Annotated in this window: 24 protein-coding genes and 1 pseudogene; 12 read left to right on the forward strand and 13 right to left on the reverse strand. The window is 42.2% G+C overall.

Annotated features, from left to right (window positions below; genetic code table 11):
- Positions 1-61 precede the first annotated feature (61 nt).
- Positions 62-898, forward strand: a pseudogene (locus QQK21_RS09075) (methyltransferase RsmF C-terminal domain-like protein); the annotation flags it as partial.
- Positions 899-958: 60 nt separating this feature from the next.
- Here QQK21_RS09075 and QQK21_RS09080 read toward each other — a convergent pair.
- Positions 959-1,795 carry a CvfB family protein gene (locus QQK21_RS09080; protein ID WP_284191877.1) on the reverse strand — a complete coding sequence of 279 codons (837 nt, stop codon included), beginning with the start codon at positions 1,793-1,795 and terminating at the stop codon, positions 959-961.
- A gap of 89 nt (positions 1,796-1,884) precedes the next feature.
- Here QQK21_RS09080 and QQK21_RS09085 point away from each other — a divergent pair, with 89 nt between their 5' ends.
- Complete coding sequence (locus QQK21_RS09085) at positions 1,885-3,270, forward strand: hypothetical protein (RefSeq protein WP_284191878.1); 1,386 nt, start codon at positions 1,885-1,887, stop codon at positions 3,268-3,270.
- Here the strand turns inward: QQK21_RS09085 and QQK21_RS09090 are convergent.
- On the reverse strand, positions 3,239-3,718 hold the full coding sequence (locus tag QQK21_RS09090; protein ID WP_284191879.1) for a DUF4442 domain-containing protein: 480 nt from the start codon (positions 3,716-3,718) through the stop codon (positions 3,239-3,241). The genes QQK21_RS09085 and QQK21_RS09090 overlap by 32 nt on opposite strands.
- 225 nt (positions 3,719-3,943) lie before the next feature.
- Between QQK21_RS09090 and QQK21_RS09095 the strand changes: the two genes are divergently transcribed.
- Both QQK21_RS09095 and QQK21_RS09100 read left to right on the forward strand, forming a co-directional pair.
- The gene (locus QQK21_RS09095) at positions 3,944-4,996 is read left to right on the forward strand and encodes a 3-deoxy-7-phosphoheptulonate synthase (protein ID WP_284191880.1); all 1,053 of its coding nucleotides are present in this window, start codon (positions 3,944-3,946) and stop codon (positions 4,994-4,996) included.
- 17 nt (positions 4,997-5,013) lie between these two features.
- Complete coding sequence (locus tag QQK21_RS09100; protein WP_284191881.1) at positions 5,014-5,499, forward strand: YajQ family cyclic di-GMP-binding protein; 486 nt, start codon at positions 5,014-5,016, stop codon at positions 5,497-5,499.
- Positions 5,500-5,552: 53 nt separating this feature from the next.
- Here QQK21_RS09100 and QQK21_RS09105 read toward each other — a convergent pair whose 3' ends face one another.
- Positions 5,553-6,488 carry an NAD(P)-dependent oxidoreductase gene (locus QQK21_RS09105; protein ID WP_284191882.1) on the reverse strand — a complete coding sequence of 312 codons (936 nt, stop codon included), beginning with the start codon at positions 6,486-6,488 and terminating at the stop codon, positions 5,553-5,555.
- Between the two features lie 463 nt (positions 6,489-6,951).
- Between QQK21_RS09105 and QQK21_RS09110 the strand changes: the two genes are divergently transcribed.
- The 6 genes from QQK21_RS09110 to QQK21_RS09135 all read left to right on the forward strand — a co-directional run bounded on the left by QQK21_RS09110 (position 6,952) and on the right by QQK21_RS09135 (position 12,443).
- A complete protein-coding gene (locus QQK21_RS09110) occupies positions 6,952-7,980 on the forward strand; it encodes an amino acid ABC transporter substrate-binding protein (protein ID WP_284191883.1) in 1,029 nt (342 codons plus the stop codon).
- A gap of 69 nt (positions 7,981-8,049) precedes the next feature.
- Entirely contained in the window at positions 8,050-9,252 is a 1,203-nt protein-coding gene (locus QQK21_RS09115) for an amino acid ABC transporter permease (protein WP_284191884.1), read from the forward strand.
- A gap of 1 nt (position 9,253) precedes the next feature.
- Positions 9,254-10,351, forward strand: a complete 1,098-nt coding sequence (locus QQK21_RS09120; protein WP_284191885.1) for an amino acid ABC transporter permease — start codon at positions 9,254-9,256, stop codon at positions 10,349-10,351.
- Positions 10,352-10,372: 21 nt separating this feature from the next.
- Positions 10,373-11,119: an amino acid ABC transporter ATP-binding protein gene (locus tag QQK21_RS09125; protein WP_284191886.1), complete on the forward strand. Its 747-nt coding sequence runs from the start codon at positions 10,373-10,375 to the stop codon at positions 11,117-11,119.
- Between the two features lie 195 nt (positions 11,120-11,314).
- The gene (locus QQK21_RS09130; RefSeq protein WP_284191887.1) at positions 11,315-11,983 is read left to right on the forward strand and encodes a Bax inhibitor-1/YccA family protein; all 669 of its coding nucleotides are present in this window, start codon (positions 11,315-11,317) and stop codon (positions 11,981-11,983) included.
- Positions 11,984-12,113: 130 nt separating this feature from the next.
- Complete coding sequence (locus QQK21_RS09135; protein ID WP_284191888.1) at positions 12,114-12,443, forward strand: TusE/DsrC/DsvC family sulfur relay protein; 330 nt, start codon at positions 12,114-12,116, stop codon at positions 12,441-12,443.
- On the opposite strand, the gene yccX is transcribed toward QQK21_RS09135, so the two are convergent.
- Entirely contained in the window at positions 12,438-12,710 is a 273-nt protein-coding gene (gene yccX / locus QQK21_RS09140) for an acylphosphatase (protein WP_284191889.1), read from the reverse strand. The two genes, QQK21_RS09135 and yccX, sit on opposite strands and share 6 nt — an antisense overlap.
- A 173-nt stretch (positions 12,711-12,883) precedes the next feature.
- Here yccX and QQK21_RS09145 point away from each other — a divergent pair, with 173 nt between their 5' ends.
- Positions 12,884-14,077, forward strand: coding sequence for a class I SAM-dependent methyltransferase (locus tag QQK21_RS09145; RefSeq protein WP_284191890.1), 1,194 nt, complete (start codon positions 12,884-12,886; stop codon positions 14,075-14,077).
- A gap of 79 nt (positions 14,078-14,156) precedes the next feature.
- Positions 14,157-14,510 (forward strand): DUF2750 domain-containing protein, encoded by a 354-nt coding sequence (locus tag QQK21_RS09150; protein WP_284191891.1) that lies wholly within the window; start codon positions 14,157-14,159, stop codon positions 14,508-14,510.
- A 103-nt stretch (positions 14,511-14,613) separates the two neighbouring features.
- On the opposite strand, the gene queC is transcribed toward QQK21_RS09150, so the two are convergent.
- The 9 genes from queC to QQK21_RS09195 form a co-directional block, all read right to left on the reverse strand.
- Positions 14,614-15,297 carry a 7-cyano-7-deazaguanine synthase QueC gene (queC, locus tag QQK21_RS09155; protein WP_284191892.1) on the reverse strand — a complete coding sequence of 228 codons (684 nt, stop codon included), beginning with the start codon at positions 15,295-15,297 and terminating at the stop codon, positions 14,614-14,616.
- Between the two features lie 14 nt (positions 15,298-15,311).
- Positions 15,312-15,980 carry a 7-carboxy-7-deazaguanine synthase QueE gene (gene queE / locus QQK21_RS09160; protein ID WP_284191893.1) on the reverse strand — a complete coding sequence of 223 codons (669 nt, stop codon included), beginning with the start codon at positions 15,978-15,980 and terminating at the stop codon, positions 15,312-15,314.
- Positions 15,981-16,142: 162 nt separating this feature from the next.
- On the reverse strand, positions 16,143-16,619 hold the full coding sequence (locus QQK21_RS09165) for a GNAT family N-acetyltransferase (RefSeq protein ID WP_284191894.1): 477 nt from the start codon (positions 16,617-16,619) through the stop codon (positions 16,143-16,145).
- A gap of 109 nt (positions 16,620-16,728) precedes the next feature.
- Positions 16,729-18,606, reverse strand: a complete 1,878-nt coding sequence (locus QQK21_RS09170) for a propionyl-CoA synthetase (protein ID WP_284191895.1) — start codon at positions 18,604-18,606, stop codon at positions 16,729-16,731.
- 56 nt (positions 18,607-18,662) lie between these two features.
- Complete coding sequence (prpF, locus tag QQK21_RS09175) at positions 18,663-19,847, reverse strand: 2-methylaconitate cis-trans isomerase PrpF (RefSeq protein WP_284191896.1); 1,185 nt, start codon at positions 19,845-19,847, stop codon at positions 18,663-18,665.
- An 8-nt stretch (positions 19,848-19,855) separates the two neighbouring features.
- Complete coding sequence (gene acnD / locus QQK21_RS09180) at positions 19,856-22,447, reverse strand: Fe/S-dependent 2-methylisocitrate dehydratase AcnD (RefSeq protein WP_284191897.1); 2,592 nt, start codon at positions 22,445-22,447, stop codon at positions 19,856-19,858.
- A gap of 219 nt (positions 22,448-22,666) precedes the next feature.
- Complete coding sequence (gene prpC, locus QQK21_RS09185; RefSeq protein WP_284191898.1) at positions 22,667-23,794, reverse strand: bifunctional 2-methylcitrate synthase/citrate synthase; 1,128 nt, start codon at positions 23,792-23,794, stop codon at positions 22,667-22,669.
- 102 nt (positions 23,795-23,896) lie between these two features.
- On the reverse strand, positions 23,897-24,796 hold the full coding sequence (prpB, locus tag QQK21_RS09190; protein ID WP_284191899.1) for a methylisocitrate lyase: 900 nt from the start codon (positions 24,794-24,796) through the stop codon (positions 23,897-23,899).
- A 12-nt stretch (positions 24,797-24,808) separates the two neighbouring features.
- Positions 24,809-25,513: a GntR family transcriptional regulator gene (locus QQK21_RS09195; protein WP_284191900.1), complete on the reverse strand. Its 705-nt coding sequence runs from the start codon at positions 25,511-25,513 to the stop codon at positions 24,809-24,811.
- Positions 25,514-25,786 lie beyond the last annotated feature (273 nt).

The raw sequence follows: 25,786 nt of genomic DNA on the forward strand, positions 1-25,786 counted from the left end.
AGTTAACGTAATGACAAAGTCGCTTGGTAATTAAGGTACGACAGAATCGCTTGGTGATCACACTGGCGAAGGGACTGTGCGTAAAGATCCTGATGCAATGAAAAACTGGAGCAAAGATTCAGTGCTTTCAATCTCTGAGACACAAAAAGACTTAATTGATAGTGCTTTTCACGCATTAAAACCCGGCGGTATATTGGTCTATTCGACTTGCACATTAAGTGCTGAAGAAAATCAGCAGGTCTGTCTTTACTTGCAGGACAAATATCCTGATTTAGTTTCGTTTGAGCCCTTGGGGTCACTATTCGAGGGCGCAGAACAAGCACTTACCGAACATGGCTTCCTACACATCTTCCCACAGGTCTATGACTGTGAGGGTTTTTTTGTAGCAAAATTAAAGAAATTGGGCTCAACAATTCCACCTACTGTAACAAAACGACTTGGTAAGTTTCCGTTTGAAAAAGCATCTAATAAAGTTCTGCAGCACCTTACCTCCCACCTTTATGAGAGTTTGAAAATTGAGCTCCCTGATAACTCATGCGTATGGATCAGAGATAAAGATGTGTGGCTATTTCCAAGTGCGTTAGAACCTTTAATCGGAGAGTTTCGCTTTTCAAGAATGGGAATTAAAATCGCGGAATCACACAAAAATGGCTATCGCTGGCAGCATCAGGTTGCAACTGCACTTGCCTCAGGAAAAGAACCTAATTGTGTTCAATTAACAGTACCTGAAGCTAGAGAATGGTTTATGGGACGAGATATTAGACTCACAAATCAAACTGGAAAAGGTGAGGCAATTGTCAAGCTAGGTGATGATATTCTGGGCTTAGGAAAATGGGTTGGTAATCGACTAAAAAATGGTTTACCTAGAGAATTGGTTCGAGACAAAAACCTATTTTAAATCGCTCTTACCCACTAGGTTATTCCCAAAACCTAGTGGGTTTTCTCAATAAGTGATGGTTTAGGTAGTTAGCCTAATGCCTTGTTCATCGATCGTTATTTTCCCCTGTTTATACAGTCCGCCAATCGTTTTCTTAAACGTACCTTTGCTTGTACGAAACGTCGAGAAAATACTTTCGGGTGAAGACTTATCATTCAACGGCAAGAATCCCCCCTTTTTTTCTAGTAGGTCAAGAATTTTTCCGCTTAGATCATCCATTTTTGCAACACCTACTTTCTGTAAAGTAAGGTCAACTTTGCCATCCTCACGAACGGCTTTGATATACCCTTTTAGTCGTTTACCAATAAACAACTTACCAAATACATCAGATTTAAAAATCATGCCCCAATGTTGTCCCTCAACGATAGCCTTAAAGCCTAAATCACTACGCTCAGCGATGATCAAATCAACTTGCTGATTGGGTTCATATTGTGCAGGAGTTTTATCTAACCATTTGTTAAATTTGGTCGTACCTACAATACGACCCGATGCTTTATCGGTATAGACATAGACAAGAACCGTTTGCCCCGCAGAAAAACGTGTTCTTTGCTCACTAAATGGAATCAACAGATCTTTACCTTTGATACCCCAGTCAGCAAATGCACCTGTATTATTGACGCCTTCAATTTTCATTAACCCCCACTCTCCTACTTGCGCAATGGGTGATTCGGTTGTTGAGACAAGTTGGTTATCCGAGTCAAAATACAAAAACACGTCTAAGAATTGACCAATTTCAGCCTCTGGTGGAACAAATCTATTCGGCAACAAACTTGTGCCATAATCACCGGCATCAAGAAATAGTCCAAAATCTGTTTTCTTAACGATTTCCAAGTGATTTATCCGTCCAACTCTTATCATTTCAATGGTCTCTTACTAAATTTGAAGTCATTATAGCGAAACTCTGTTATGCTTTCGCCAGATAAAATGAATTTTTTCAGGAGCATTCTTTGATCACCGTTGATAAGCAGGACGGCATCACTCTCAAGATTTCCCATTCAATGGCTTCATCAAAAAAGTCAGACCTTGACCTTTATTTTTTTGTTCCTGGCGAACTAGGGCTGACGCCCAATGTACTTAAGGAAAATGAAATTTATTACGAGTCCATATTGCAAAAGCGGGCTTACTTTAGTGATAAAACACTCCTCCCTTTAGTACATAGCCGACTCGCGCAACGTGGACGACTTTCTTCTACTCAGTATCGTGTCAGTATCAGTTTGTTTGCTTATCAATATGTTATCGCATTGGACAACGCTGTTAATGAACTCAACAAACACGACAGTGAAGTTATTACCACTGAAGAAGTGGATGAGGTGATTGAACTTGCATTAGATATTTTGAAAAAACTCAGACGAAGTATCCCCTATGAAGAGAGCTTAAAACGCTACTATGCGAATATAGACAACTACCTTTCTTGGTATACCGGACAACGCTTTATGTCTTTAATTGCCCATATGCCAAGAGACAGTGATTATAAGACCATAAAAGAAAGGCTTCTTGCCATTGTGGAAAAAGAAGCCGCTCATCGAAAATTGAGCAATTATAATTCAAAAAGTGTACGTGACGACGTAACAAGATTAAGCAATAAGATGCGATTACTCCGTCGCTTAATTGAGCACCCTGTTGTTCTAAACGCTAAAACCCAATCACTAGGCAAAAACATGAAACGCGTCGTTAAAGGTTCTGCGACCGGTTTTGTTATGGTGTTTGTAACGATTACTGCCATTCTTGCAAGAGATTACTGGGGAGAAATCACCTTCTCCTTCATTATTTGGATGTCTTTCGTCTACGCGCTCCGTGAAATTTTCAAAGATGACCTTCGAGATGTACTTTGGCGTTGGATTAGAAAAGGACGTCCCAAATGGAGAAAGTACTATTTGGACCCCACCACAAATAAAGCCGTTGGCCAAAAATTAGAATGGTTGGATTACACAAGCTTGCAAAACCTACCGGATCGCATACAAATGATCCGAAAAAAACGCGTTGTGCAAAGAGAAGAACAGATCCTGCACTATCGAAGTGAGACGGAGATGTCCACCTCCAAGTTTATGAGTGGCTATGAAGAAACTCGAGAATCTATGATGCTCAGTATGCGTCCATTAATGCGTCTCATGGATAAAGGATCAAATAAGGTATACACACTCAATAATAATCAAGTGAGTAAAGAAGCAGTCGAGAAACGGCACTTAATAAATCTAATCGCCAAGGAAGATAATCACAATGGCGAACCCACTTATTATCGTTGGAAAATTGTACTCAACAGAAATAAAATTGTCGCAATAGAGCAAGTTGACCTTGACACCACTACGCAGCCACTTTCTTCAGCGACAGAGTAAGAAGAAACTCTGCCATAGGTTCATCGCCATTTAGCTTAGGACAAATCGCGGTGATTTTGACATCTTGATTAACTCTTTGCCCTGTTTCAATTGTTTCATCCAGCATTGCATCTATCAATGCGCCATCATGACAAATAAAGTGAACATCACCTTCTGGCCTTTTTAGAAATTGCCCTTCTACAGCTTTAAAGGCGAGTGAAATTTTTTGTCCTCTAGACTTTGCTTTGTTCATTGCCATAAAACCCCCAGCAACATCGGCCCCCACAGCCAAAACACCAAAGTACATACTGTTTAAATGATTTTTTGTTTTTCTTTTCAGCGGTATTTTAATTTCTACGGTATCTTGATCCAGTTTCAAAATTGTCGGGTTACATAGCCAAATGAGTGGGACTTTAAAAAAACCAAACAGTCTGAGGTAAAGATTCGCTTTAGTTAGAGGAGAAAGCATTAACTGGTCCGATGTCTAATTAGTATTTCTCTAGTTGATAACGAATTGGAGTTAATGTCAACATATTGTTAACAACGCTTGTACGAACGCCGCCAAATAGTGCATTAAAGGTAACATACCCTTAATGAAGCTAGAACAACATCAAGAATATTATGCTAGAGGTTTATTACTCGCCATGTTTCCGTTATCTTTAGTCCTTCGCGACAAAAAATAACAGGCGAATATATGCCAATTAAAACCGATGAATTAAGAACCCAACCATTGGGCCCAATGCCAACTCCTGCTGAGCTTGGTAATGCACACCCTATCACCGAAGAAGTGGCACAAGAAGTTGCTGAATCTCGTCGTCAAATTGAAAGAATTCTGGTAGGTGAAGACAAACGCTTGCTGGTTATTGTTGGCCCTTGCTCTGTTCACGATACATACGCCGCGCTTGATTATGCTCAGCGTCTAGTTGATGTTAAGGAAAAGTACCAAGATGAACTCTTCATCGTTATGCGTACTTATTTTGAAAAGCCACGTACCGTTGTTGGATGGAAAGGCCTAATTACCGATCCCAATCTTGATGGTTCTTATGCATTAGAAACTGGTCTTAATAAAGCACGAAAACTTTTACTCGATATAAACAAACTTGGGTTGGCTACTGCGACCGAGTTTCTTGACATGATTACAGGTCAATATATTGCAGATTTAATTTCTTGGGGTGCCATTGGTGCACGCACAACAGAATCTCAAATACACAGAGAAATGGCTTCTGCGTTATCTTGCCCTGTCGGATTTAAAAACGGCACAAATGGTAATGTGAAAATTTCCATTGATGCTATCCGAGCATCTCAGGCTTCTCACTATTTCTATTCTCCGGATAAAAACGGACGCATGACTGTCTATCGAACCAGTGGTAATCCATATGGACATGTCATTCTACGGGGTGGCGATAAAGGCCCAAACTATGACAGCGAATCCGTAAATTCGGCTTGCCAACAACTGGCGAAATTCGATCTCCCTCAACGTCTTATCGTAGACTTTAGCCATGCGAATTGTCTTAAGCAACACAAAAAGCAGCTAGATGTTGCACAAGATATTTGTGAACAGATCCTATCTGGGAAAAGCCAGATTGCTGGCATTATGGCAGAAAGCTTTATTATTGAAGGTAACCAATCCATGCGAGACATTGATAATCTAGTGTATGGGCAATCTATTACCGACCCATGCCTGAGCTGGGAAGACACAATCAAGATGTTAGATTTGCTGGCAAATGCAGTAAAGTCACGCGGCTAAATATAGAGGAATAAGCAATGCCATCTTTTGATATTGTATCTGAAATTGATACTGTTGAACTACGTAACGCCGTTGATAATGCCTGTCGTGAGTTATCGACTCGCTTCGATTTTAGAGGGGTGGAAGCTTCTTTTGAAATGCAAAAAGATGAATCGGTGAAGTTAAATGCTGAAGGCGATTTTCAGCTGAAACAAATGCGTGATATTTTGCGCTCACACCTGACTAAAAGGGGGGTTGATGTCAATTCAATGGAAGCCAAAACTGAAGAAGCAACGGGCAAGAAGTGGCATCAAATCGTTGTTTTTAAGCAAGGCATCGATACTCCGATGGCTAAAAAAGTCGTGAAAGCGATTAAAGACGCCAAACTCAAAGTTCAAGCCTCTATCCAAGGTGATAAAGTACGAGTAACTGGCAAAAAAAGGGATGATCTCCAAGCGACGATTGCGATGATCCGAGAGGCTGAGTTAGGCCAACCTTTTCAGTATGAGAACTTCAGAGACTAGCCTCTGCAGATCCATTCTCCAAGCCCCACTTTAGGACTTGGAGAGTGCACCACTCAAATCACTCCTAATCGAATATGCATACTATTATTGATAAGGAGATCATATTTGGCAGTCTCAGAAGCAACAAATACGACTACACGTAAGTTCTTCTGTTTTGCATCGATGAGCTTTTCAGATATATCGGCCTCATGACTGTATTCCTGCCGCTCAGCATCTCGTCGACAAAGATCAACAAATTCATAGGGGCATTTAGGGTCGAATAGAACCAATTCTGCTTGTTGCATCAATCGCAACGCCTTTATAGGTAAGAGCTCTACATCAGGGCCGAAATCAATCCATGTCACTATACCGACAGATTCCACATCTTGGTTTAACACTTTTGAATACTCAACCTCAAGTTGCGAGCGCTCATTGGCGTTTTGAACATTGGGACAGCTAAAGAAGGCCTCCCAAAATTTGCGCCGTTCATCGATACTTGGAAATCGCTGTTTAATATCGTTTCTCTTCGATAGGCCAAAATCAGCCAATATCGATAGATTAAAAGCTAAGTTTGCTTCTAACTGCTCGCGGATATTGCGGATAAGTACCGGAGATGCCCCCCCGCTTGATATCGCAATTTGTATTCTTCCTCGGTTTATCATCGAAGGGGTAATGAAGTCACAATAGGGCTGATCATCAACAACATTGACTAGTATTCCCAACGCTTTAGCATCAGCATGAACACGGTGATTCAGGTCAGGGTTGTCCGTTGTCGCCCAAACTTGGAGATACTTTCTATCAAGTAGCTCTTTGGAATAGAAATTTTGAATCCATTGACATTCATTGCGTTCGACAAGATTTTGTAAGTAAGTATCAATTTTGGGTGAAACTATGGATACGTTGGCACCGGCTCGAATCAAGCTATCAACCTTACGACAAGCGACCTCTCCTCCCCCAACAACCAAAATTGGTCTATTTCTTAGATTCATGAAAAGTGGAAAATATTGCATTTCTATCCTTAAGCAAACATACGAACTATTGCACAAGATACTATCAAAAGTGTGAGATATAAATACAGCCATAAGTCATCATTGCAAAATTTACTTCCAAGAAATGTCTCAATAACAAATTTATATTTTAGCAATATCGCATACTGCAAGTGTTACTACTGTGAAAATAGTTGATTAGCAAAATTGTTTGCGTTTGAATCATTAATGTGAGGTCTCACACTACGCAGTTCTGATTAATATTTAATCATTAAATAAAGGCATGGGGATTCAAGTTCACGGAATAATTGCTTTTAAATGATATATTTGAGAATTTGATAATCCTTACCTATTCTTACTAAATGGTTGATTTATATACAAGTGGATTTTTTAATCGATTTGATAATAACCATTGATAAACAACACGTTTTTATTTGTTGTGATAAGTGGTACCAAACTTAACATGGATCATACAGGAAGGATTCAAATGGCAAACAAACTCACATATATTGCTTCATTAGTAGTGGCTTCGACTGCTCTAATGTCTACGGGCGTATCTGCAGCAGAGACAACTCTAGCCAAAGTGACCAAACAGGGTTTCCTAACCTGTGGGGTCAGTACGGGTTTACCGGGGTTTTCCAACCCAAATTCAAAAGGTGAATGGGAAGGTATCGACGTTGAGTTTTGTCAAGCGTTAGCCGCTGCTGTTCTGGGAGACAAAAAAAAGGTTAAGTTCGTACCTTTAACTGCAAAAGAGCGTTTTACTGCCCTGCAATCTGGCGAGATTGACATATTATCTCGCAATACAACATGGACGCTACACAGAGACACAGCACTTGGCCTTAACTTCGTGGGCGTCAATTACTACGATGGTCAAGGTTTTATGGTCAAAAAAGATCTTGGCCTTAAAAGCGCTAAAGAACTCAATGGCGCATCAGTTTGTGTTCAGTCTGGTACGACAACAGAACTTAACTTAGCCGACTATTTCAGAAACAGTGGTATGACATACAAGCCCGTCGTTTTTGACACCGCTGCACAAACGTCTAAAGGTTTTGACGCAGGACGTTGTGACGTGTTGACAACCGACCAATCAGGACTTTATGCCCTACGCCTCAATCTGCAAGACCCAGCTTCTGCTGTGGTATTACCTGAAATCATCTCTAAGGAACCACTGGGCCCAGTCGTTCGTCAAGGGGATGATCAGTGGTTCAACATAGCCAAATGGACATTGGCTGCCATGGTAAACGCAGAAGAATATGGCATCACATCCACAAATGCCGAAGAAATGCTAAAGTCTACTGACCCTAATGTTAAGAGAATTTTGGGTGTTGAAGGTCCGAAAGGTAAAGGCCTTGGTATACCTGATGACTGGGGGTATCAAGTCGTCAAACAGGTAGGGAATTATGGCGAGAGTTTCGAACGTACGGTTGGAAGCGGCTCTCCATTGCAAATTGCCAGAGGCGTAAATGCATTGTGGAATGCAGGTGGATTTATGTACGCACCGCCAATTCGCTAGCTAGGACATAAAACCAAATGGGCGGGATTGCCGCCCTTTTTATAACCAAGAAATTGAGGTTATAGCGAGATGAAACCTAATAATGCTAATGACCAAAGTACATACAGCCAAAACTCGAAAACAAGTCTTTTCTATAACCCAACATTTCGATCCGTGGTGTTTCAGATAATCGTTATACTCGCGTTGGTTTTTTTCTTTTACACAATTGTTAACAATGCTCTAACCAACCTTGAAGCTCGAGGTATCGCAACAGGATTTGGCTTCTTATCTCAAGAGGCTGGGTTTGGAATTGGCTTAACACTGGTCGAATACAACGAAACGTTTTCTTATGGAAGGACTTTCGTCGTCGGTCTTTTAAACACTGCACTTGTGTCTATTTTGGGAATTATTTTGGCCACACTAATTGGTTTTATTGTAGGTATAGCTCGTTTATCCTCAAACTGGCTGGTGAGCCGATTAGCGGCAGTATATATCGAAATTTTTCGCAATGTCCCACTGCTTTTGCAAATCTTTTTTTGGTACTTCGCCGTCCTTCAGGCACTCCCGTCTGCAAGGCAAAGTCTAAGTCTTGGTGAAGCAATATTTTTGAATGTACGTGGTTTATATTTCCCTAAGCCGATTTTTGAAGAAGGCTCTTCCATCGTCGCACTGTGTTTTGTTTTAGGCGTAGTAGCCTGCTGCCTAATCAACGTATGGGCGAATAATAAGCAACGCCTAACTGGCCAACAAACATCTATGGCACGTATTATCTTTGGCTTGGTTATTGTATTCCCTACTGTGATTTACTTTTTGATGGGTTCTCCTATTTCAGCTCAATATCCTGTGTTACAAGGGTTTAACTTTAAAGGCGGGATAAGCATTATTCCAGAGCTTGCAGCACTGTTGTTGGCGCTTAGCATCTACACAGCTTCGTTTATTGCTGAGATTGTACGCTCTGGAATCAACGCTGTGAGTCATGGTCAAACCGAAGCCGCGATGTCTCTGGGCTTGCCTCGTACTCGTACTCTTAAGCTTGTCATCGTTCCACAGGCGTTAAGGATCATTATCCCACCATTAACCAGTCAATATCTTAATCTAACGAAGAACTCATCATTGGCGATGGCAATTGGCTATCCTGATTTAGTCTCTGTGTTTGCAGGTACAACCCTAAATCAAACTGGGCAAGCGATTGAAATTATCGCAATGACCATGGCGGTTTACCTATCGCTAAGTTTGATCACATCAGCACTGATGAATGTCTATAACCGTAAAGTTGCCTTGGTGGAGAGATGATATGAAAGTACATCAATTTCAGCCAGATTTACCGCCGCCAGCCAATACGGTCGGCCCTGTAGGATGGATGCGCAAAAACTTATTCAATGGACCGATTAATTCTATTGTTACCCTTGTTTTAGCTTACTTAGTATTTTCTCTTGTGTGGTCGGTATTTAATTGGGCTATTCTACACGCAGATTGGGTAGGGACAACTCGAGATGACTGCTCTCGAGAAGGGGCGTGCTGGGTATTTATCAGTGTGCGCTGGGAGCAGTTTATGTATGGTTTCTATCCACAGGAAGAATTGTGGCGACCGCGTTTATTTTATTTTACGCTGGCCATCTTTACGGTTTTGCTAGCCTATGAAAAAACACCCAAGCGACTTTGGGTTTGGTTATTTTTCGTTAATATCTATCCTTTTATCATTGCCGCGCTACTTTATGGGGGTGTGTTTGGACTTGAAGTTGTTGAAACACATAAATGGGGCGGACTCCTAGTTACTCTAATTATAGCCCTAGTTGGAATTGTAGTTTCGCTACCAATCGGTGTCGCTCTTGCCCTTGGACGTCGTTCGGACATGCCTATAGTGAGAAGTATTTGTACCGTTTACATCGAAGTCTGGCGAGGCGTACCTCTGATCACAGTGCTTTTTATGGCATCGGTTATGTTGCCGCTTTTCCTTGCTCAAGGTTCAGAAACAGATAAGCTTATCCGGGCTCTAATCGGGGTCGTGATGTTCAGTGCTGCGTACATGGCTGAAGTGGTCAGAGGCGGTTTACAGGCCATTCCTAAAGGCCAATATGAGGCTGCAGATGCTCTGGGACTCAGTTATTGGAAAAAAATGGGCTTAATCGTTTTACCACAAGCTTTGAAAATTACTATACCATCGATTGTAAATACTTTTATCGGTCTATTCAAAGATACCAGTTTAGTTCTCATTATTGGAATGTTTGACGTACTGGGTATAGGCCAAGCAGCCAACACTGATCCACAATGGTTAGGGTTTGCGACTGAAAGCTACGTATTCGTCGCTCTGGTGTTTTGGATTTTTTGTTTTGGTATGTCTCGGTACTCCATATGGCTCGAAAACAAACTCCACACTGGCCACAAACGATAATTTAATGCTCAAGGACATGTTATGACACAGCAAGATTTAATGATCGAGATTAAAGACATGAACAAGTGGTACGGTGAGTTTCACGTACTAAAAAACATTAATCTGAGTGTTAAAAAAGGCGAAAGAATCGTGATATGTGGTCCTTCAGGTTCAGGAAAATCAACCATGATTCGCTGTATTAACAGACTTGAAGAACATCAGAAAGGCCAGATTATTGTGGCTGGAAACGAACTTACTGAAGATCTTAAGAATATAGAAGCGGTGCGCAAAGAGGTGGGAATGTGTTTTCAACACTTCAATCTATTTCCTCACCTAACTGTACTTGAGAACTGCACACTTGCGCCTATTTGGGTCAAAAAAATGCCCAAAGATGAAGCTAAGAAAGTCGCCATGAAGTACTTAGAGCGAGTTAAAATTCCTGATCAAGCGGAGAAATACCCTGGCCAATTATCGGGTGGTCAGCAGCAGCGGGTAGCAATCGCACGCTCGTTATGTATGAGCCCACAAGTCATGCTTTTTGACGAGCCCACTTCAGCACTTGACCCAGAAATGGTTCGTGAGGTACTTGATGTAATGGTCGAGCTTGCAGAAGAGGGCATGACTATGCTGTGTGTTACTCATGAAATGGGCTTTGCCAAGGAAGTCGCTGATCGCGTGATTTTTATGGATGCTGGTGAAATCATTGAAGAAAATAACCCGGTCGATTTCTTTGAAAATCCGCAATCAGATCGTACGCAAAACTTCTTGGCTCAAATATTAAGTCATTAGCCCTTACCGGATAATCATGCCACAAGACATTGAATTAATGTAAAATTGGTTTGTTATATTGTGTTACATCTTTTTTGATACATTATTTTGCAATTCATTTATGATTTGTTGTAATACATATACAGTTAAGGCTTGATCTTTTCATAGCTTGCCTCCATAAATGTAGCTATAAACATAAACCTTACGAGGACTATTATGAACAGCCCTATGTTTACACGTTCTACAAGTGCAGCAAACACACTTGAGATCAACAAAACACTGAAGAACACTTATTTTCTTCTGTCCATGACTTTGGTAACCAGTGCCATTGCAGCACTTGCAACAATGGCTATGGGTATCTCTCCTATGATGGCGCTTGTTATGCAGCTTGCCGCCATCGGTATTCTTTTCTTCGCTCTACCAAGAAGCATTAACTCATCGATGGGTATAGTGTGGACATTTGTTTTTACGACATTGATGGGAGGTGCACTTGGACCGATGCTTAACCACTATGCGTCAATTCCTAATGGACCTTCAATTATTGCTCAAGCCTTAGGACTAACAGGTATGGTGTTCCTTGGGCTATCTGCATACACAATTAGCAGCAAGAAAGATTTCTCTTTCATGCGTAATTTCCTTATCGCAGGACTTATTATCGTCATCGTCGCAGCCATCATTAACATCTTCGTTGGCTCAACGATAGGCCAGCTAGCCATCAGCAGTATGTCAGCGCTTGTGTTCTCAGGCTTTATCTTATATGACACGAGCCGTATTGTCCGTGGTGAAGAAACTAACTATGTCAGTGCAACAATTTCGATGTACTTAAACATCTTGAACTTGTTTACGAGTTTGTTAAGTATCCTTGGCATTATGAACGATGACTAAACTGTAGTCATATATCGTCGAGAAAAAGCCCAGAAGTATAATCTTCTGGGCTTTTTCTTTTGAACGTATTGCGATGTAACACGGAGCTAAGCTACCCTATCAGCAAGATTACCATTTAAAACGTAGCGAAATGTTAGAGTACAAGGGCAAAACCATCCAAACCGACCACGAAGGATACCTTATTAACCATACCGATTGGGATGAAGGTATGATTACATTGCTTGCTGAGCAAGAAGGTATTGAACTCACTGAAGCACATATAGAGGTGATTCATTTTGTTCGTGCCTTTTACGAAGAGTTTAATACTTCTCCCGCCGTAAGAATGTTGGTTAAGGCAATGGAAAAAGCACATGGTCCAGAGAAAGGCAATAGTAAGTATTTATTCAAGCTTTTTAAACAAGGTCCCGCCAAACAAGCAACAAAATTGGCAGGTTTACCCAAGCCCGCAAAGTGCTTATAAAATATCAAACCCTGTAATACATTGAAAAGGCATCGATTCAGACTCAACGGATGCGACTGATGATGTCTCGGGGCCAGTTTGTAGCCAGCACCCCATTTCAATTATTGACTGGCTACCTCCACAAACTACAACCTCAACATTTCCATTCAAGAGGTTTTTTGCATAACCCGTTAACCCGAGCTTAGCTGCCTGCTGTGAGGTGTGATAGCGAAATCCTACCCCTTGAACATGACCGCGAATAAAAAATTTTTTGCACTCAAGACCCATAATGATGTATCCGTACAATCGGTTGTAATTGTTAATCACTGTGACTAATCTCTAGCAAAAGTATAAAGGCTTTATTGAAAAAACACATCACAATCCTAACTGGTGGTTTTGTTTGATTTTCTTATCGACTTCCACGACAATGGCCGACCTTTAATAATCAAGTGAGCAACATAATGACCCCAGCGATTTATCTAGAGAATGGCCGTGAGAAGTCTCTAAAGCGCAGACATCCTTGGATTTTTTCTCGAGGCATTAAAAAGATTGAGGGGGAACCTTCGTTGGGTGAAACTGTCGATGTGTTTGCTCACGATGGTACTTGGTTAGCAAAAGCGGCCTATTCTCCACATTCGCAAATCCGAGCAAGAATTTGGAGCTTTGAGAAACAAGCTATCGATTTAGCCTTTTTTGTTACAAAAATACAGCAAGCAAAGACGCTACGCCAAGAGATTATTGAGCGAGACGGGCTTACAGGTTATCGCCTAATTGCCGCAGAATCTGATGGTTTGCCGGGTATTACAATCGATAAATATCAAAATTATTTAGTGTGTCAGCTACTCAGTGCAGGTGCTGAATACCACAAAGACACTTTTATTCATGCTCTACTCGAAGTGTTTCCCAATCACAATGTTTATGAGCGCTCTGATGTTGCTGTGCGAAAAAAAGAGGGACTCAGTGAGCGAGTGGGTGTTTTACATGGTGAAGAGCCACCACATTCTGTCGTGATAGAAGAGAACGGCGTTAAAATAAGTGTTGATATTAAGGCAGGTCATAAAACTGGATTTTATCTCGATCAGCGTGATAGTCGCCAGCAAGCCATGAAGTATTGCAAAGACAAAGAAGTACTCAACTGCTTTTCTTACACAGGCGCTTTTGGGCTATATGCACTAAAGGGGGACGCTAAGCGCGTTATCAACGCTGATGTTTCACAACCTGCTCTGGATATGGCAAAGCATAACGCCGAAATCAATCACTTTGATCTCTCAAAAAAACGTGCTGTATTCCTCAATGCAGACGTATTTAGGCTGCTTCGAGAATACCGAGATCAGGGAACCAAATTTGATGTTGTGATCATGGACCCCCCCAAGTTTGCCGAAAGTAAAACACAATTAAACGGAGCATGCCGAGGCTATAAAGACATCAATATGTTGGCCATGCAGATACTAAGGCCTAGTGGCACACTTCTAACCTATTCTTGCTCTGGTTTGATGGATCAAGTTTTATTCCAAAAAATCATTGCTGATGCTGCTGTGGATGCTGGCCGACAAGTCAAATTTGTTGAACGTTTTGAACAAGCCGCCGATCACCCGACAGACACTGCCTACCCTGAAGGATTTTATCTAAAAGGGTTTGCCTGTAAGGTCATCTAATACAATATCTGGGTTTTTATTTAGCTTTCGCAATAACAGTGCTACCCTATTCCATAATTACAATTAAGAGATAAACGCTATGAGCAACTTAACCTCTGACATTCAAGCCAACCTTGAGCTTTTTGTCACCGAGACTAAACAAAACAATTTAGTGTGGGGGCTGCGTAACGAAGAAGGTTGGCTATCTTGCGACTCTACTGAGTTTGAGAATAGCGAAGTTATGCCCTTCTGGTCGTCAAAAGAAGATGCGCAAGCTCACAATGTCGAAGAATGGGCAGACTTTGAAGTGCTTGAGATTCCACTCGATATCTTTGTGGAAGATTGGCTTTTGACCTTATCGGAAGATGGCGTTTTAGTCGGCACCAATTGGAACTCACAATTAGAAGGTAAAGAAGTCGAACCTGCTGATTTAGCTAAAATGTATTTGGATTAACCATTAATCCCATTAATCAAGACAGATTGAATAGCTTAAATACCAAAATGCCCTCGAAGCTTTTCTAGAGGGCATTTTTATATCTACTTATTTTATTGGTGGCTTATTGTTTGCTTATCAAAGAAGCCATCACAGCTTCACGGTTATTGAGGTAATCATCTAAACCTGTTTTTCTTAACCCACAAGCAGGACAATCTCCGCAACCATCGCCAATGACACCATTGTAACACGTCAATGTCTTCTCTTGCACTAGGGGCAGTGCTTGACACTGGTCCGCAAGCGCCCATGTTTCAGCTTTATTCAGCCACATTAAAGGTGTCACAATTTCTAAGTTATACTCCATTCCTTGCTCAAGCGCCGTATTCATCGCTTTAACAAAGCTATCACGGCAATCAGGGTATCCGGAAAAGTCTGTTTCACATACGCCGGTAATAACGGTTTTTGCGCCAATTTGATAAGCGTAGATACCCGCGAGTGTCAAAAATAAAATATTGCGTCCAGGAACAAAAGAATTAGGTAGACCATTATCCTGAAGCTCATGAGACACTGGGATATCATCTCGAGTTAAAGAGCTGATTGCCAATTCATTGAGCAAACCAACATCCATGACTTTATGAGCAGCGATACCTAACTCTTTAGCGAGACTCTGAGCCACTTCGATTTCTAGTTTGTGCCTTTGTCCGTAGTCGAAAGTAATCGCATGAACTTCATCAAATTTCTTTATGGCTTGGATTAAACATGTGGTGGAATCTTGACCTCCACTAAATACAACCACGGCTTTTTTCATTATTCTTATTTCCTTTAAGCAATGTTCAAATATTTGTGAGATTGAATCGAAAGACGCCAGTTGCGCTCAATACAAGTACTTATGCAAAGTTGAGTGGCTCGAGGTTTCTGGCTAATTGGCTGTAAGGCGATGACTGTTGTTTGGGGAACATCAGCTCGTTTTAGCAATTCATCTAGGTGAACAATATCCTTCGTCGTTCCCACTGGGTGTTTGATTTCATTTGCACGCTGTAACGCACTATCCAGCACAGGTAGCTTACCTTTCATTGCCACTTTTGGTGACACTGTCACCCAAGTATTTTCGCTGGCTAGTACTTCAGACGTCCCACTGGTTTCAATTTGACAACAACAACCTACATTTTCAAAGGCTTCGGTGAGTGGGCGTAAGTCATAGACACATGGCTCTCCGCCTGTAATCACTATATGTTTAGCCTGATAACCCAATTGATGATACTGCTCGATAACATCAGAACTCGCGGCACTGCACCACGTTGGCGAGTCTTTCGTTTTCGTCAAAATCTCACTCAAAGGGCGTTCATTTTGAGGTGTTGCGTCCCAAGTATGCTTAGTATCACACCAAGAGCAGCCAACGGCGCATTCTTGAAGGCGAATAAATACCGACGGTACCCCAGTAAAAACACCTTCACCCTGTATGGTTTCAAACATTTCGTTAATTTTGTACAAGTTTATCTCAGCCTAAATCATCATCTGTGCAATGCCGGACCGAGACCTTAAATGACTGGAACACGAAGGTCAACTAAATCAGAATGAGAAAAAACCACAATCTTTTTATGTGGAGTTTACCTACCATAAGCCAACAAATTGATTGGCCGAGAAAAAGTAACTTTAACCTATTGGCTTACGTAACCAATGAATATGATGCTGGAACTTCAGATCCTTGTATAAATTGAGTGCTACTTGGTTAAAATCCCAAACTTCGACAAATACTTGTTTGACGCCATATTGATCGAAACGATGTTCTAGCTCGCGATACAAGTCTGTCGCAATACCACACTTTCTCATTTCAGGTACCACATAAAGCTCATCAACACTTCCCATCGGGACGGGTTTGCTGACGCTCGAAGTAAGCTCACAAAAATACCCAGTAATAAAGCCCACAAGCGTCTTATCCTTACAAGCCACTATGACCAGACAGTCTGGGTCATTAATGTAGCGAGCAATACTTTTTTCCTGCTCAATCTCTTGTGCGGTTTTGAAATGCTCTGGGCATTGGTGATGGTGTTCATCATGGAGCCTAAACATTAACTCGTCGAGTTGATCCAAATCATGAACCTGTGCGACTCGAATGGTGATATTTTCCATAGTTCATCTCATTTGACACGAAGAAAATAATTGTCACTACTGTGCCATCAAATAGCCTCAAATATTAGAGACTACTTGATGGTTATTCAAGCTAAATCAACTTGTTAGTTTATCGTTCTAACACTTTTTCAATTTCACTAAGACTAGAAGGATCATCAATTGTTGAAGGGACTGCGTAGTCTTCACCGTCCGCTATCTGACGGATTGTTTTTCGTAAAATTTTGCCTGAACGGGTTTTGGGTAGCCGCTCAACAATCAACGCTTGCTTGAAACAAGCGACCGCACCAATTTTTTCGCGAACAATATCAACAATTTCTTCTTCCAATTGCGTATTATTGACTTTAACCCCATCTTTCAATACCACTAAGCCTAATGGTAATTGTCCTTTGAGCTCATCACTAACGCCTACAACGGCACACTCGGCAATAGCAGGATGCCCTGCCACCACCTCTTCCATTTCACCAGTCGAAAGTCTGTGTCCCGCAACATTTATTACGTCGTCGATTCGGCCCATAATAAATAGGTAACCGTCACTATCGAAGTAGCCACCATCTCCACACACATAATATCCGGGGAATATATCCAAATAGCCAGATTCAAACCTTTGATGATTTTGCCAAATTGTTGGTAAACAACTTGGCGGTAAAGGACGTTTAATCGCAATGAACCCTTGTTGGTTGGGTCCCAGCACTTCGCCTTGTTCATTGAGTATTTCTAAGTGATAACCCGGCACAGGTTTGGTCGATGATCCAGCTTTAACAGGCATAGGTTCTATACCCATAGGGTTTGCAACAATCGGCCATCCTGTTTCGGTTTGCCACCAGTTATCAATGATAGGTTTACGTGTTTTTTCCTGCGCCCAACTTAGGGTTGGAGGATCAAGTCGCTCACCAGCCATAAAGATTGTCTGCAATTTGGAGAGGTCATATTTTCCAATGTGGGCACCATCCGAGTCTTCTTTTTTTATCGCACGAAAAGCGGTTGGTGCTGCAAATAACACATTGACTTTATGTTCGGCGCAAACGCGCCAAAATGATCCCGCATCTGGAGTTTTTACCGGCTTACCTTCGTACAAAATACTTGTGCAACCGTGGATCAACGGTGCATATACAATATAAGAATGTCCCAACACCCAACCAACATCCGAGACGGCCCAGTAAACGCCATTTTGCGGCACATTATAGATTGCGCCCATTGAGTACTTTAGTGCCACAGCATGCCCGCCATTATCGCGAACCACACCTTTGGGCTTACCCGTTGTTCCCGATGTATAGAGTATATACAAAGGATCCGTCGCCAAAACGGGCACACAGGAATGAGGTTGGGCTTTTGCAACTTCTTCTTGCCAATCTAAATCATAAGACTGGCTGAGCTCTGCTCTATGCTGAGGACGCTGAAATACAAACACTTTATTGGGTTTCCAGTGACTTATTTCAATCGCTTTATCAACGAGTGGCTTGTATGGAATCACGGTTGTAAATTCAATACCACAAGACGCCGTCATAATTGCTTTTGGATGAGCATCATCGATTCGTACAGCAAGCTCATGAGGAGCAAAACCGCCAAAGACGACCGAATGAATCGCGCCTAGTCTTGCACATGCCAACATCGCCATTGCAGCTTCAGGGATCATTGGCATGTAAATAATCACACGGTCACCCTTCTCTACTCCTTGCTTAGCAAGCATTCCAGCAATTTTCGAAACTTGTTCACGCAATTGACTATAGGTATATTGGCATTGACTCGCTGTCACTGGAGAATCATAAATAAGAGCAACATTATCACCACGTCCCTGCTCACAGTGATAATCTAGCGCCAGCCAACAGGTATTCAGAACTCCATCGGGAAACCAGCGCTCAATACCATTGTTGTCTTGTTGCAAAATTATACTGGGCTCTGTAAACCAATTAATGTGTTCAGCTTGCTTTGCCCAAAATTTCTTAGGGTCTTCTTTCGCTAATAAATATTCTTCCTGATAAGCAGACATAACGCTTCCTCCAGTATGCCCAAGTAGATTTTAGGTCTGTTTGAAAACAGGGTTCTTTATTCGAAAATATCCGAGGGAACACGCACCCAACCTTCCATGATTATTCGTGCACTTCGACTCATTATCGCTTTTTCTACGATCCAGCCTGTATCAGAACGACTGGCAATAGCGCCCACTTTTAGCACTCCTGATGGATGTCCAAATGTGATTGAATTTCTTTCTCCACCGCCTGCAGCTATGTTAACAATAGTACCGGGAATGCATGCTGCAGAGGCAATTGCAACTGCAGCTGTGCCCATCATGGCATGGTGCAGTTTTCCCATCGAAACAGCCCTAACTAGCAGATCAACGTCCCCTTCAGAAATATCTTTGCCATTAGACGCTCGGTAACTTTTCGGTTTCGAAACAAAAGCTATTTTGGGCGTATGTTGATGAATCTCAGCTTCTGCAGCATTGCTGATAAGCCCCATTTTTAATGCACCATAAGCCCGAATTTTTTCCAGCCTATCCAACGCGATTTGGTCAGTATTGATGTCTTCTTGAAGTTCTGTTCCCAAGTAACCCAGCGCATCAGCTTGCAAAAATATCGTCGGTATACCGGCATTAATGAATGTGGCATGAAACGTCCCCACCTCTGGAACAACAAGATCGTCGGTTACATTGCCCGTCGGAAACATATGACCAGTGCCATCAGCGGGCGAAATAAAATCAACGGGTATCTCTGCAGCAGGAAAAGTAACACCATCGAGCTCAAAGTCTCCCATTTCTTGTACTTCCCCATCTCGGATTGGCACGTGAACAACAATGGTTTTATTGATATTGGCTTGCCATACTCGAACACTAGCAGTGCCATTTTGTGGAATGCGATCAGATGGAACTAGACCTGCCTGTATGGCAAAAGGTCCCACTGCTGCAGAGAGGTTACCGCAATTACCACTCCAATCGACAAGTGCCCTATCAATTGAAATTTGGCCAAATAAGTAATCGACATCATGATCTTTATGTGTACTTTGAGAAAGAATGACAACTTTACTGGTGCTTGACGTTGCGCCACCCATCCCATCAATATGCTTTGAATAGGGATCTGGACTGCCTACCACTCTTAACAAAAATGCATCACGGTTCTTACCTGCTTGCTGTGCTTTCTCCGGTAAATCATTTAACTTAAAAAATACACCTTTGCTCGTTCCACCGCGCATATACGTGGCCGGGACCTTCATTTGACTTGTTTTACTGGTCATTATTCCCCCTACTGAGCTAGAAAATCTTGAGCGAAGCGTTGCAGCACACCACCCGCTTCATATACAGACACTTCATCTTGTGTATCGAGGCGACATGTCACCGCTATTGCTATTCGTTCCCCGTCCTTACGCGTGATGCTCAAACTAAGGTCCGAGCCTGGCGCAATATTTCCTACGACATCATAAAGTTCACTACCATCTAGTTTGAGTGTTCGGCGATTTTGTCCTAGTTTAAACTCAAGCGGTAGCACCCCCATCCCGACCAGGTTAGTGCGGTGAATTCTCTCGAAACCTTCAGCAACAATCACTTCCACGCCTGCTAATCGTACCCCTTTCGCTGCCCAATCTCGTGACGAGCCTTGACCATAGTCAGCCCCAGCTATGATAATTAGAGGTTGTTTACGCTCCATATAGGTTTCAATAGCCTCCCACATGCGAGACACCTTGCCCTCAGGCTCAATTCGCGTGAGAGAACCTTGTATCACTTCGCCATTTTCTTGGACCATTTCATTAAACAGCTTGGGATTGGCAAAAGTCGCGCGTTGTGCAGTAAGGTGATCACCACGGTGCGTCGCATAAGAATTAAAATCGTGCTCAGGAACCCCCATTTTGGTCAGGTATTCTCCTGCAGCACTCGAAGCAAGTATGGCATTCGAAGGAGATAAATGATCAGTGGTAATATTATCTCCCAACACAGCTAAAGGTCTCATCGAAGATAATGTTCGTTTTCCAGCCAAAGCGCCCTGCCAATATGGAGGACGACGTATATATGTGCTCATCGGACGCCAATCATAAAGCGGCTGTGTAGCGGTCTCTTGATTACCAAGTTTAAACATCTGTATATACACTTGTTTAAACTGCTCTGGTTTTACATACGCTGCAACTGCTTGGTCGATTTCTTCGTCGCTAGGCCACAAGTCTCGCAAATAAATTGGATTACCTTCAGGACTTTGTCCCAACACATCACGCTCAATATCAAATCGAATCGTCCCAGCAATGGCGTAGGCCACCACCAAAGGGGGGGAAGCTAGAAACGCTTGCTTAGCGTATGGATGGATACGGCCATCAAAATTACGATTGCCAGACAACACCGCAGTAGAGTATAAATCCCTGTCTATAATTTCTTGCTGAATTTTTGGATCCAACGCACCACTCATACCATTACAAGTGGTACAAGCGTAGCCAACAATCCCAAAACCTAACTGTTCCATTTCAGATAACAATCCAGCTTCTTCAAGATAGAGTTTGGCGACTTTAGAGCCTGGAGCAAAGGAGGTTTTTACCCAAGGTTTGCGCTGCAACCCTAATTGATTTGCTTTTTTGGCCACAAGTCCTGCTGCGACAACATTTCTTGGATTACTGGTATTAGTACAAGAGGTGATGGCTGCGATAATGACAGCGCCATCAGGTAAACGTCCGTCACTATTATCCCACTGGCCAGAGATTCCTTTTGCAGCAAGCTCTGCAGTTGGTAAACGACGGTGAGGATTAGACGGACCAGCCAAATTTCTAGAGACTAATGATAAGTCAAACTCAAGTACACGCTCATATTCAACTTCTCGTAGTTCACTTGCCCATAGTCCTGTCTGTTTCGCGTATTGTTCCACCAATTTAACTTGCTCGGGATCACGACCCGTCAATTTCAGGTAATCAATGGTTTGCTCGTCAATATAAAACATGCCAGCAGTTGCGCCATATTCTGGCGTCATGTTTGAAATCGTCGCTCTATCACCTATGGTAAGGGTACTTGCGCCCTCACCAAAAAATTCAAGGTAGGAAGAGACCACCTTGGCTTCGCGTAGGAACTCGGTAATAGCGAGTACTATATCGGTTGCCGTCACACCAGATTTGCGTGCACCTATCAACTTTACACCGATGATTTCGGGGAGTCTCATCATTGAAGGACGACCTAACATCACCGTTTCAGCCTCTAGTCCACCCACACCAATTGCAATCACGCCGAGTGCATCAACATGAGGAGTATGGCTATCGGTACCAACACAAGTATCTGGGAATGCAATCCCATCTTTAACTTGTACAACAGGCGACATTTTTTCTAGGTTAATTTGGTGCATAATGCCGTTACCAGCAGGAATCACACTGACATTCTCAAAGGCCGTTTTACACCACTCAATAAAATGGAAGCGATCTTCATTTCTACGCTCTTCAATGGCTCTATTTTTCTCGAAAGCATCTGGATCATAACCCCCATGCTCAACAGCCAACGAATGATCTACGATTAATTGAGTTTCAACTACAGGGTTGACTTTAGAAGGGTCGCCGCCTTGCTCTGCTATGGCATCTCTTAAGCCTGCCAGATCGACTAGTGCCGTCTGGCCTAGAATATCATGACAGACTACTCGAGCCGGATACCATGGAAAATCTAAATCTCTTTTACGCTCAACCAGCTGTTTTAGTGACGCATTTAATGCACCGGGATAGCAACGGCGCACTAGTTGCTCAGCAAGAATTCGGGATGTATAAGGTAGGCGGTTGTATGCTCCGGGAGAAATGTCATTAATGGCTTGTCTTGCATCAAAAAAGTCTAAATCTGTTCCCGGAAGCGTTTTACGATAGTTTGTGTTGACATTACAGCTCATAGTATTACTTCCGTATGTATACCACTCTGAATGTTACAGTTTTACAATTTCAAAGTAGTGAAAAGTTGCAGTAGATAGCAGGAAAAGATAACCGCTCACCAGAAACTGTCATTTCGCAGAGCGGTTCAATCGATAAACAGTGATGTTTATCGTTCATTTTTACCTTTGAGGAGGTTCAGTGAGCAAACAAAAACCTCCTCCTGTTATGACCTTAAATATCTATCGTTTATCAATAGGCACCCAGCAACGTGCGTCTGGTCCGGTGTAATCGGCACTTGGGCGAATGATACGATTGTTAGAACGCTGTTCAAATACATGAGCAGCCCACCCCGTCAAACGACTCATAACAAAGATGGGGGTAAACAACTTGGTAGGTATGTCCATAAAGTGGTAGGCAGAAGCATGGAAAAAGTCCGCATTACAGAACAATCCTTTTTCCCGTTTCATGACGGCTTCTACACGCTCAGAAACTGCGTACAAATGTTTGTCGCCAACTTGCTCTGACAATTCTTTAGACCAACGTTTAATCAATGCGTTTCTAGGGTCGCTTTCTCTGTATATTGCATGCCCAAAACCCATGATTTTGTCTTTGTTAGCCAGCATTTGCATAATATTGGACTCTGCTTCTTCAGGCGTCTGCCAATCTTGAATCATATCCATTGCAGCCTCATTTGCCCCGCCGTGTAAAGGGCCTCGTAAAGTACCAATTGCTGCTGTTATGCAAGAATGGATGTCAGACAGTGTTGATGCACACACTCTCGCAGCGAAGGTCGACGCATTGAATTCGTGCTCTGCATATAATATCAGAGAACAGTGCATGACTTTTTTATGCAGTTCACTTGGCTCTTTATCAGTTAACATTTTTAGGAAATAACCACCAATGCAGTTTTGAGACTGATCCTCAGTATCAATTCTCACGCCATCGTGACTGTAGCGATACCAGTAACATATAATCGCAGGGAACAAAGACAGCATTCTTTCTGTAGCATTAAGTTGCTCAGAAAAATTCGACTCTTGCTCTAGATTTCCTAACATCGAACATCCAGTACGCATCACGTCCATAGGGTGAGCATGGCGAGGAATCAGTTCGAGAGCTTTTTTTAACTCTTCAGGCAGACCACGCAAACTAATAAGCTTAGTTTTATAGGCATCTAGTTCTTGCTGAGTAGGCAGGTGACCACGTAACAGAAGATGAGCAACTTCCTCAAACTGAGCGTTGTTTGCTAGGTCTTCAATATCATAACCTCGGTAAGTAAGACCTGTTCCTGTTTTTCCTACCGTGCACAAAGCTGTGCTTCCAGCGCTTTGGCCTCTTAGACCTGCTCCACCTAACTCTTTGGTTGACATAACGAACTCCTTTTCTGTCTGGCTGGTTTGTTCTTGTCTATAAGAACTGAGTGATTACCAAACACATTTCACGTAATTAAATCTTTGAACTATCACCTATGCTCATTCGCTTTCTTGAGAGAAAAGCTCATCCAATTTTTGTTCATAGTCATGATAATTGAGATGCTCATACAACTCATTTCGAGTCTGCATAGTGCCAGTAAGTGTTTCCTGACTCCCCTCTTTTAATAAATGGGAGTAAACTTCTTCTGCTGCCTTGTTCATAGCACGAAATGCACTGAGCGGGTATAACACCATATCAACACCGACTTCAGCGAGTTGCTGCGTACTAAAAAGAGGGGTTTGACCAAATTCAGTAATATTAGCCAAAATAGGAACATCTTTACCCGTTGCTTGTTTGAGTGCTTTGGAAAATTGCGAATATTGGTCAAGCTGGTTCATCGCTTCTGGAAATACCATATCTGCCCCTGCTTCAATACAAGCGATTGCTCTGTCTATCGCTTTATCCATGCCTTCAACAGCAAGTGCATCAGTTCGGGCCATAATGACAAAGTTTGGATCTTGGCGAGCATCGACCGCAGCTTTAATTCTATCGACCATCTCTTGTTGAGTCACAATAGCTTTGTTTGGCCTATGACCACATCGCTTTTGCGCAACCTGATCCTCCATGTGGACAGCTGCAGCCCCTGCTTTTTCCATCGCTTTTATTGTCCGCGCAATATTAAAAGCACCGCCAAAGCCAGTATCAATGTCCACTAAAAGAGGTAGATCACAGGCGTTCGTAATACGCTCCACGTCAACCAAAACATCGTTTAGTGTCGTGATTCCAAGATCGGGTAAACCATACGAAGCGTTGGCTACCCCGCCACCTGAGAGATAAATCGCTTTATGTCCTAGGTTTTTCGCCATCATTGCGCAGTATGCATTGATGGTTCCAACGACCTGCAATGGATCATTCTGCTCTACGGCAACTCTAAATTTTGCACCTTGAGATAAACTCATGACCATATCCTTCTAATCATTGTGAGTTACTGAAATTTGTTGCTCTATTAACTTTCTGCTGTCTGAAATGTGTCGTCTCATTAGAAGTTCAGCCAACTCCTCATCGCGATTACCTATCGCTTTCAAAATCAACTTGTGCTCGCTTAAAGCATCTTCCGACCTTGATTGGGAACGTGGAGACTGGTATCTGTACATACGTAGCAGGTGATATAACTCATCACACAGTAAAGCGATGAGTTTGCTATTTCGGCTCGCTAAGATGACTCGGTAATGAAAATCAAAGTCACCCTGTTGATGAAAGTAAGACTGTCCTTCTACCTCTTCGATATGTTTGGAATGCTTAGCAAGTAAGGCTTCTAAACTCAAAATCTCATCTTGTGAAATATATCTGGCGGCCAATCTAGCCGCCATTCCTTCAAGAGCCTCTCGAACTGAATACACTTCAATCAATTTACTGGTGGACAGCTTAACCACTCTGGCACCAACATGCGGCACCCTCTCAATGAGTCCAAGCCCCTCAATCCTCATTAAAGCTTCTCTGAGTGGCCCCCTACTAACATTCAATCGTTTAGCTAAGTCTGGTTCTGAAATTTTACTGCCAGATTCAAGCCCTCCCACAACGATAGCATCGATCAAAAGTGCGGTTAAATTTTCAGATTTAGTACTTTCATTTCTCAGTAGTTGTGTCTTTATTCGAGAGGCCAGTTCGTCATTCATAATTAACTTAAGATTAACACCATTGTCTACAATGTTATGTAATTACGACCAAATAACCAGAAATTTCGGCAAACATCAAGACAACTGTCGACAATTAGCCGATATCACCCGTATTTATCCCTTTGATGTCATTTTTTAAAGAAATACTACTGCCAATATGCATTCAATTTTGTGATCCAGCTAGATATTGGGGACATCAAAGATATGAATATCAATGAGTATTTCGCTACTATATTTTTAGGCGCTGTATAGAGAAAAATTGCTGAATGAATA

The organism is Vibrio zhanjiangensis (genome assembly GCF_030161235.1).
Lineage (GTDB): Bacteria > Pseudomonadota > Gammaproteobacteria > Enterobacterales > Vibrionaceae > Vibrio > Vibrio zhanjiangensis.

What these genes read in the sequence shown, in the direction of transcription:
- QQK21_RS09080 (WP_284191877.1), bottom strand. Translation starts at nt 1,795, where the DNA reads ATGATAAGAGTTGGACGGATAAATCACTTGGAAATCGTTAAGAAAACA.
- QQK21_RS09090 (WP_284191879.1), bottom strand. Translation starts at nt 3,718, where the DNA reads ATGCTTTCTCCTCTAACTAAAGCGAATCTTTACCTCAGACTGTTTGGT.
- QQK21_RS09095 (WP_284191880.1), top strand. Translation starts at nt 3,944, where the DNA reads ATGCCAATTAAAACCGATGAATTAAGAACCCAACCATTGGGCCCAATG.
- QQK21_RS09100 (WP_284191881.1), top strand. Translation starts at nt 5,014, where the DNA reads ATGCCATCTTTTGATATTGTATCTGAAATTGATACTGTTGAACTACGT.
- QQK21_RS09105 (WP_284191882.1), bottom strand. Translation starts at nt 6,488, where the DNA reads ATGCAATATTTTCCACTTTTCATGAATCTAAGAAATAGACCAATTTTG.
- QQK21_RS09110 (WP_284191883.1), top strand. Translation starts at nt 6,952, where the DNA reads ATGGCAAACAAACTCACATATATTGCTTCATTAGTAGTGGCTTCGACT.
- QQK21_RS09115 (WP_284191884.1), top strand. Translation starts at nt 8,050, where the DNA reads ATGAAACCTAATAATGCTAATGACCAAAGTACATACAGCCAAAACTCG.
- QQK21_RS09120 (WP_284191885.1), top strand. Translation starts at nt 9,254, where the DNA reads ATGAAAGTACATCAATTTCAGCCAGATTTACCGCCGCCAGCCAATACG.
- QQK21_RS09125 (WP_284191886.1), top strand. Translation starts at nt 10,373, where the DNA reads ATGACACAGCAAGATTTAATGATCGAGATTAAAGACATGAACAAGTGG.
- QQK21_RS09130 (WP_284191887.1), top strand. Translation starts at nt 11,315, where the DNA reads ATGAACAGCCCTATGTTTACACGTTCTACAAGTGCAGCAAACACACTT.
- QQK21_RS09135 (WP_284191888.1), top strand. Translation starts at nt 12,114, where the DNA reads ATGTTAGAGTACAAGGGCAAAACCATCCAAACCGACCACGAAGGATAC.
- yccX (WP_284191889.1), bottom strand. Translation starts at nt 12,710, where the DNA reads ATGGGTCTTGAGTGCAAAAAATTTTTTATTCGCGGTCATGTTCAAGGG.
- QQK21_RS09145 (WP_284191890.1), top strand. Translation starts at nt 12,884, where the DNA reads ATGACCCCAGCGATTTATCTAGAGAATGGCCGTGAGAAGTCTCTAAAG.
- QQK21_RS09150 (WP_284191891.1), top strand. Translation starts at nt 14,157, where the DNA reads ATGAGCAACTTAACCTCTGACATTCAAGCCAACCTTGAGCTTTTTGTC.
- queC (WP_284191892.1), bottom strand. Translation starts at nt 15,297, where the DNA reads ATGAAAAAAGCCGTGGTTGTATTTAGTGGAGGTCAAGATTCCACCACA.
- QQK21_RS09165 (WP_284191894.1), bottom strand. Translation starts at nt 16,619, where the DNA reads ATGGAAAATATCACCATTCGAGTCGCACAGGTTCATGATTTGGATCAA.
- QQK21_RS09170 (WP_284191895.1), bottom strand. Translation starts at nt 18,606, where the DNA reads ATGTCTGCTTATCAGGAAGAATATTTATTAGCGAAAGAAGACCCTAAG.
- prpF (WP_284191896.1), bottom strand. Translation starts at nt 19,847, where the DNA reads ATGACCAGTAAAACAAGTCAAATGAAGGTCCCGGCCACGTATATGCGC.
- acnD (WP_284191897.1), bottom strand. Translation starts at nt 22,447, where the DNA reads ATGAGCTGTAATGTCAACACAAACTATCGTAAAACGCTTCCGGGAACA.
- prpC (WP_284191898.1), bottom strand. Translation starts at nt 23,794, where the DNA reads ATGTCAACCAAAGAGTTAGGTGGAGCAGGTCTAAGAGGCCAAAGCGCT.
- prpB (WP_284191899.1), bottom strand. Translation starts at nt 24,796, where the DNA reads ATGAGTTTATCTCAAGGTGCAAAATTTAGAGTTGCCGTAGAGCAGAAT.
- QQK21_RS09195 (WP_284191900.1), bottom strand. Translation starts at nt 25,513, where the DNA reads ATGAATGACGAACTGGCCTCTCGAATAAAGACACAACTACTGAGAAAT.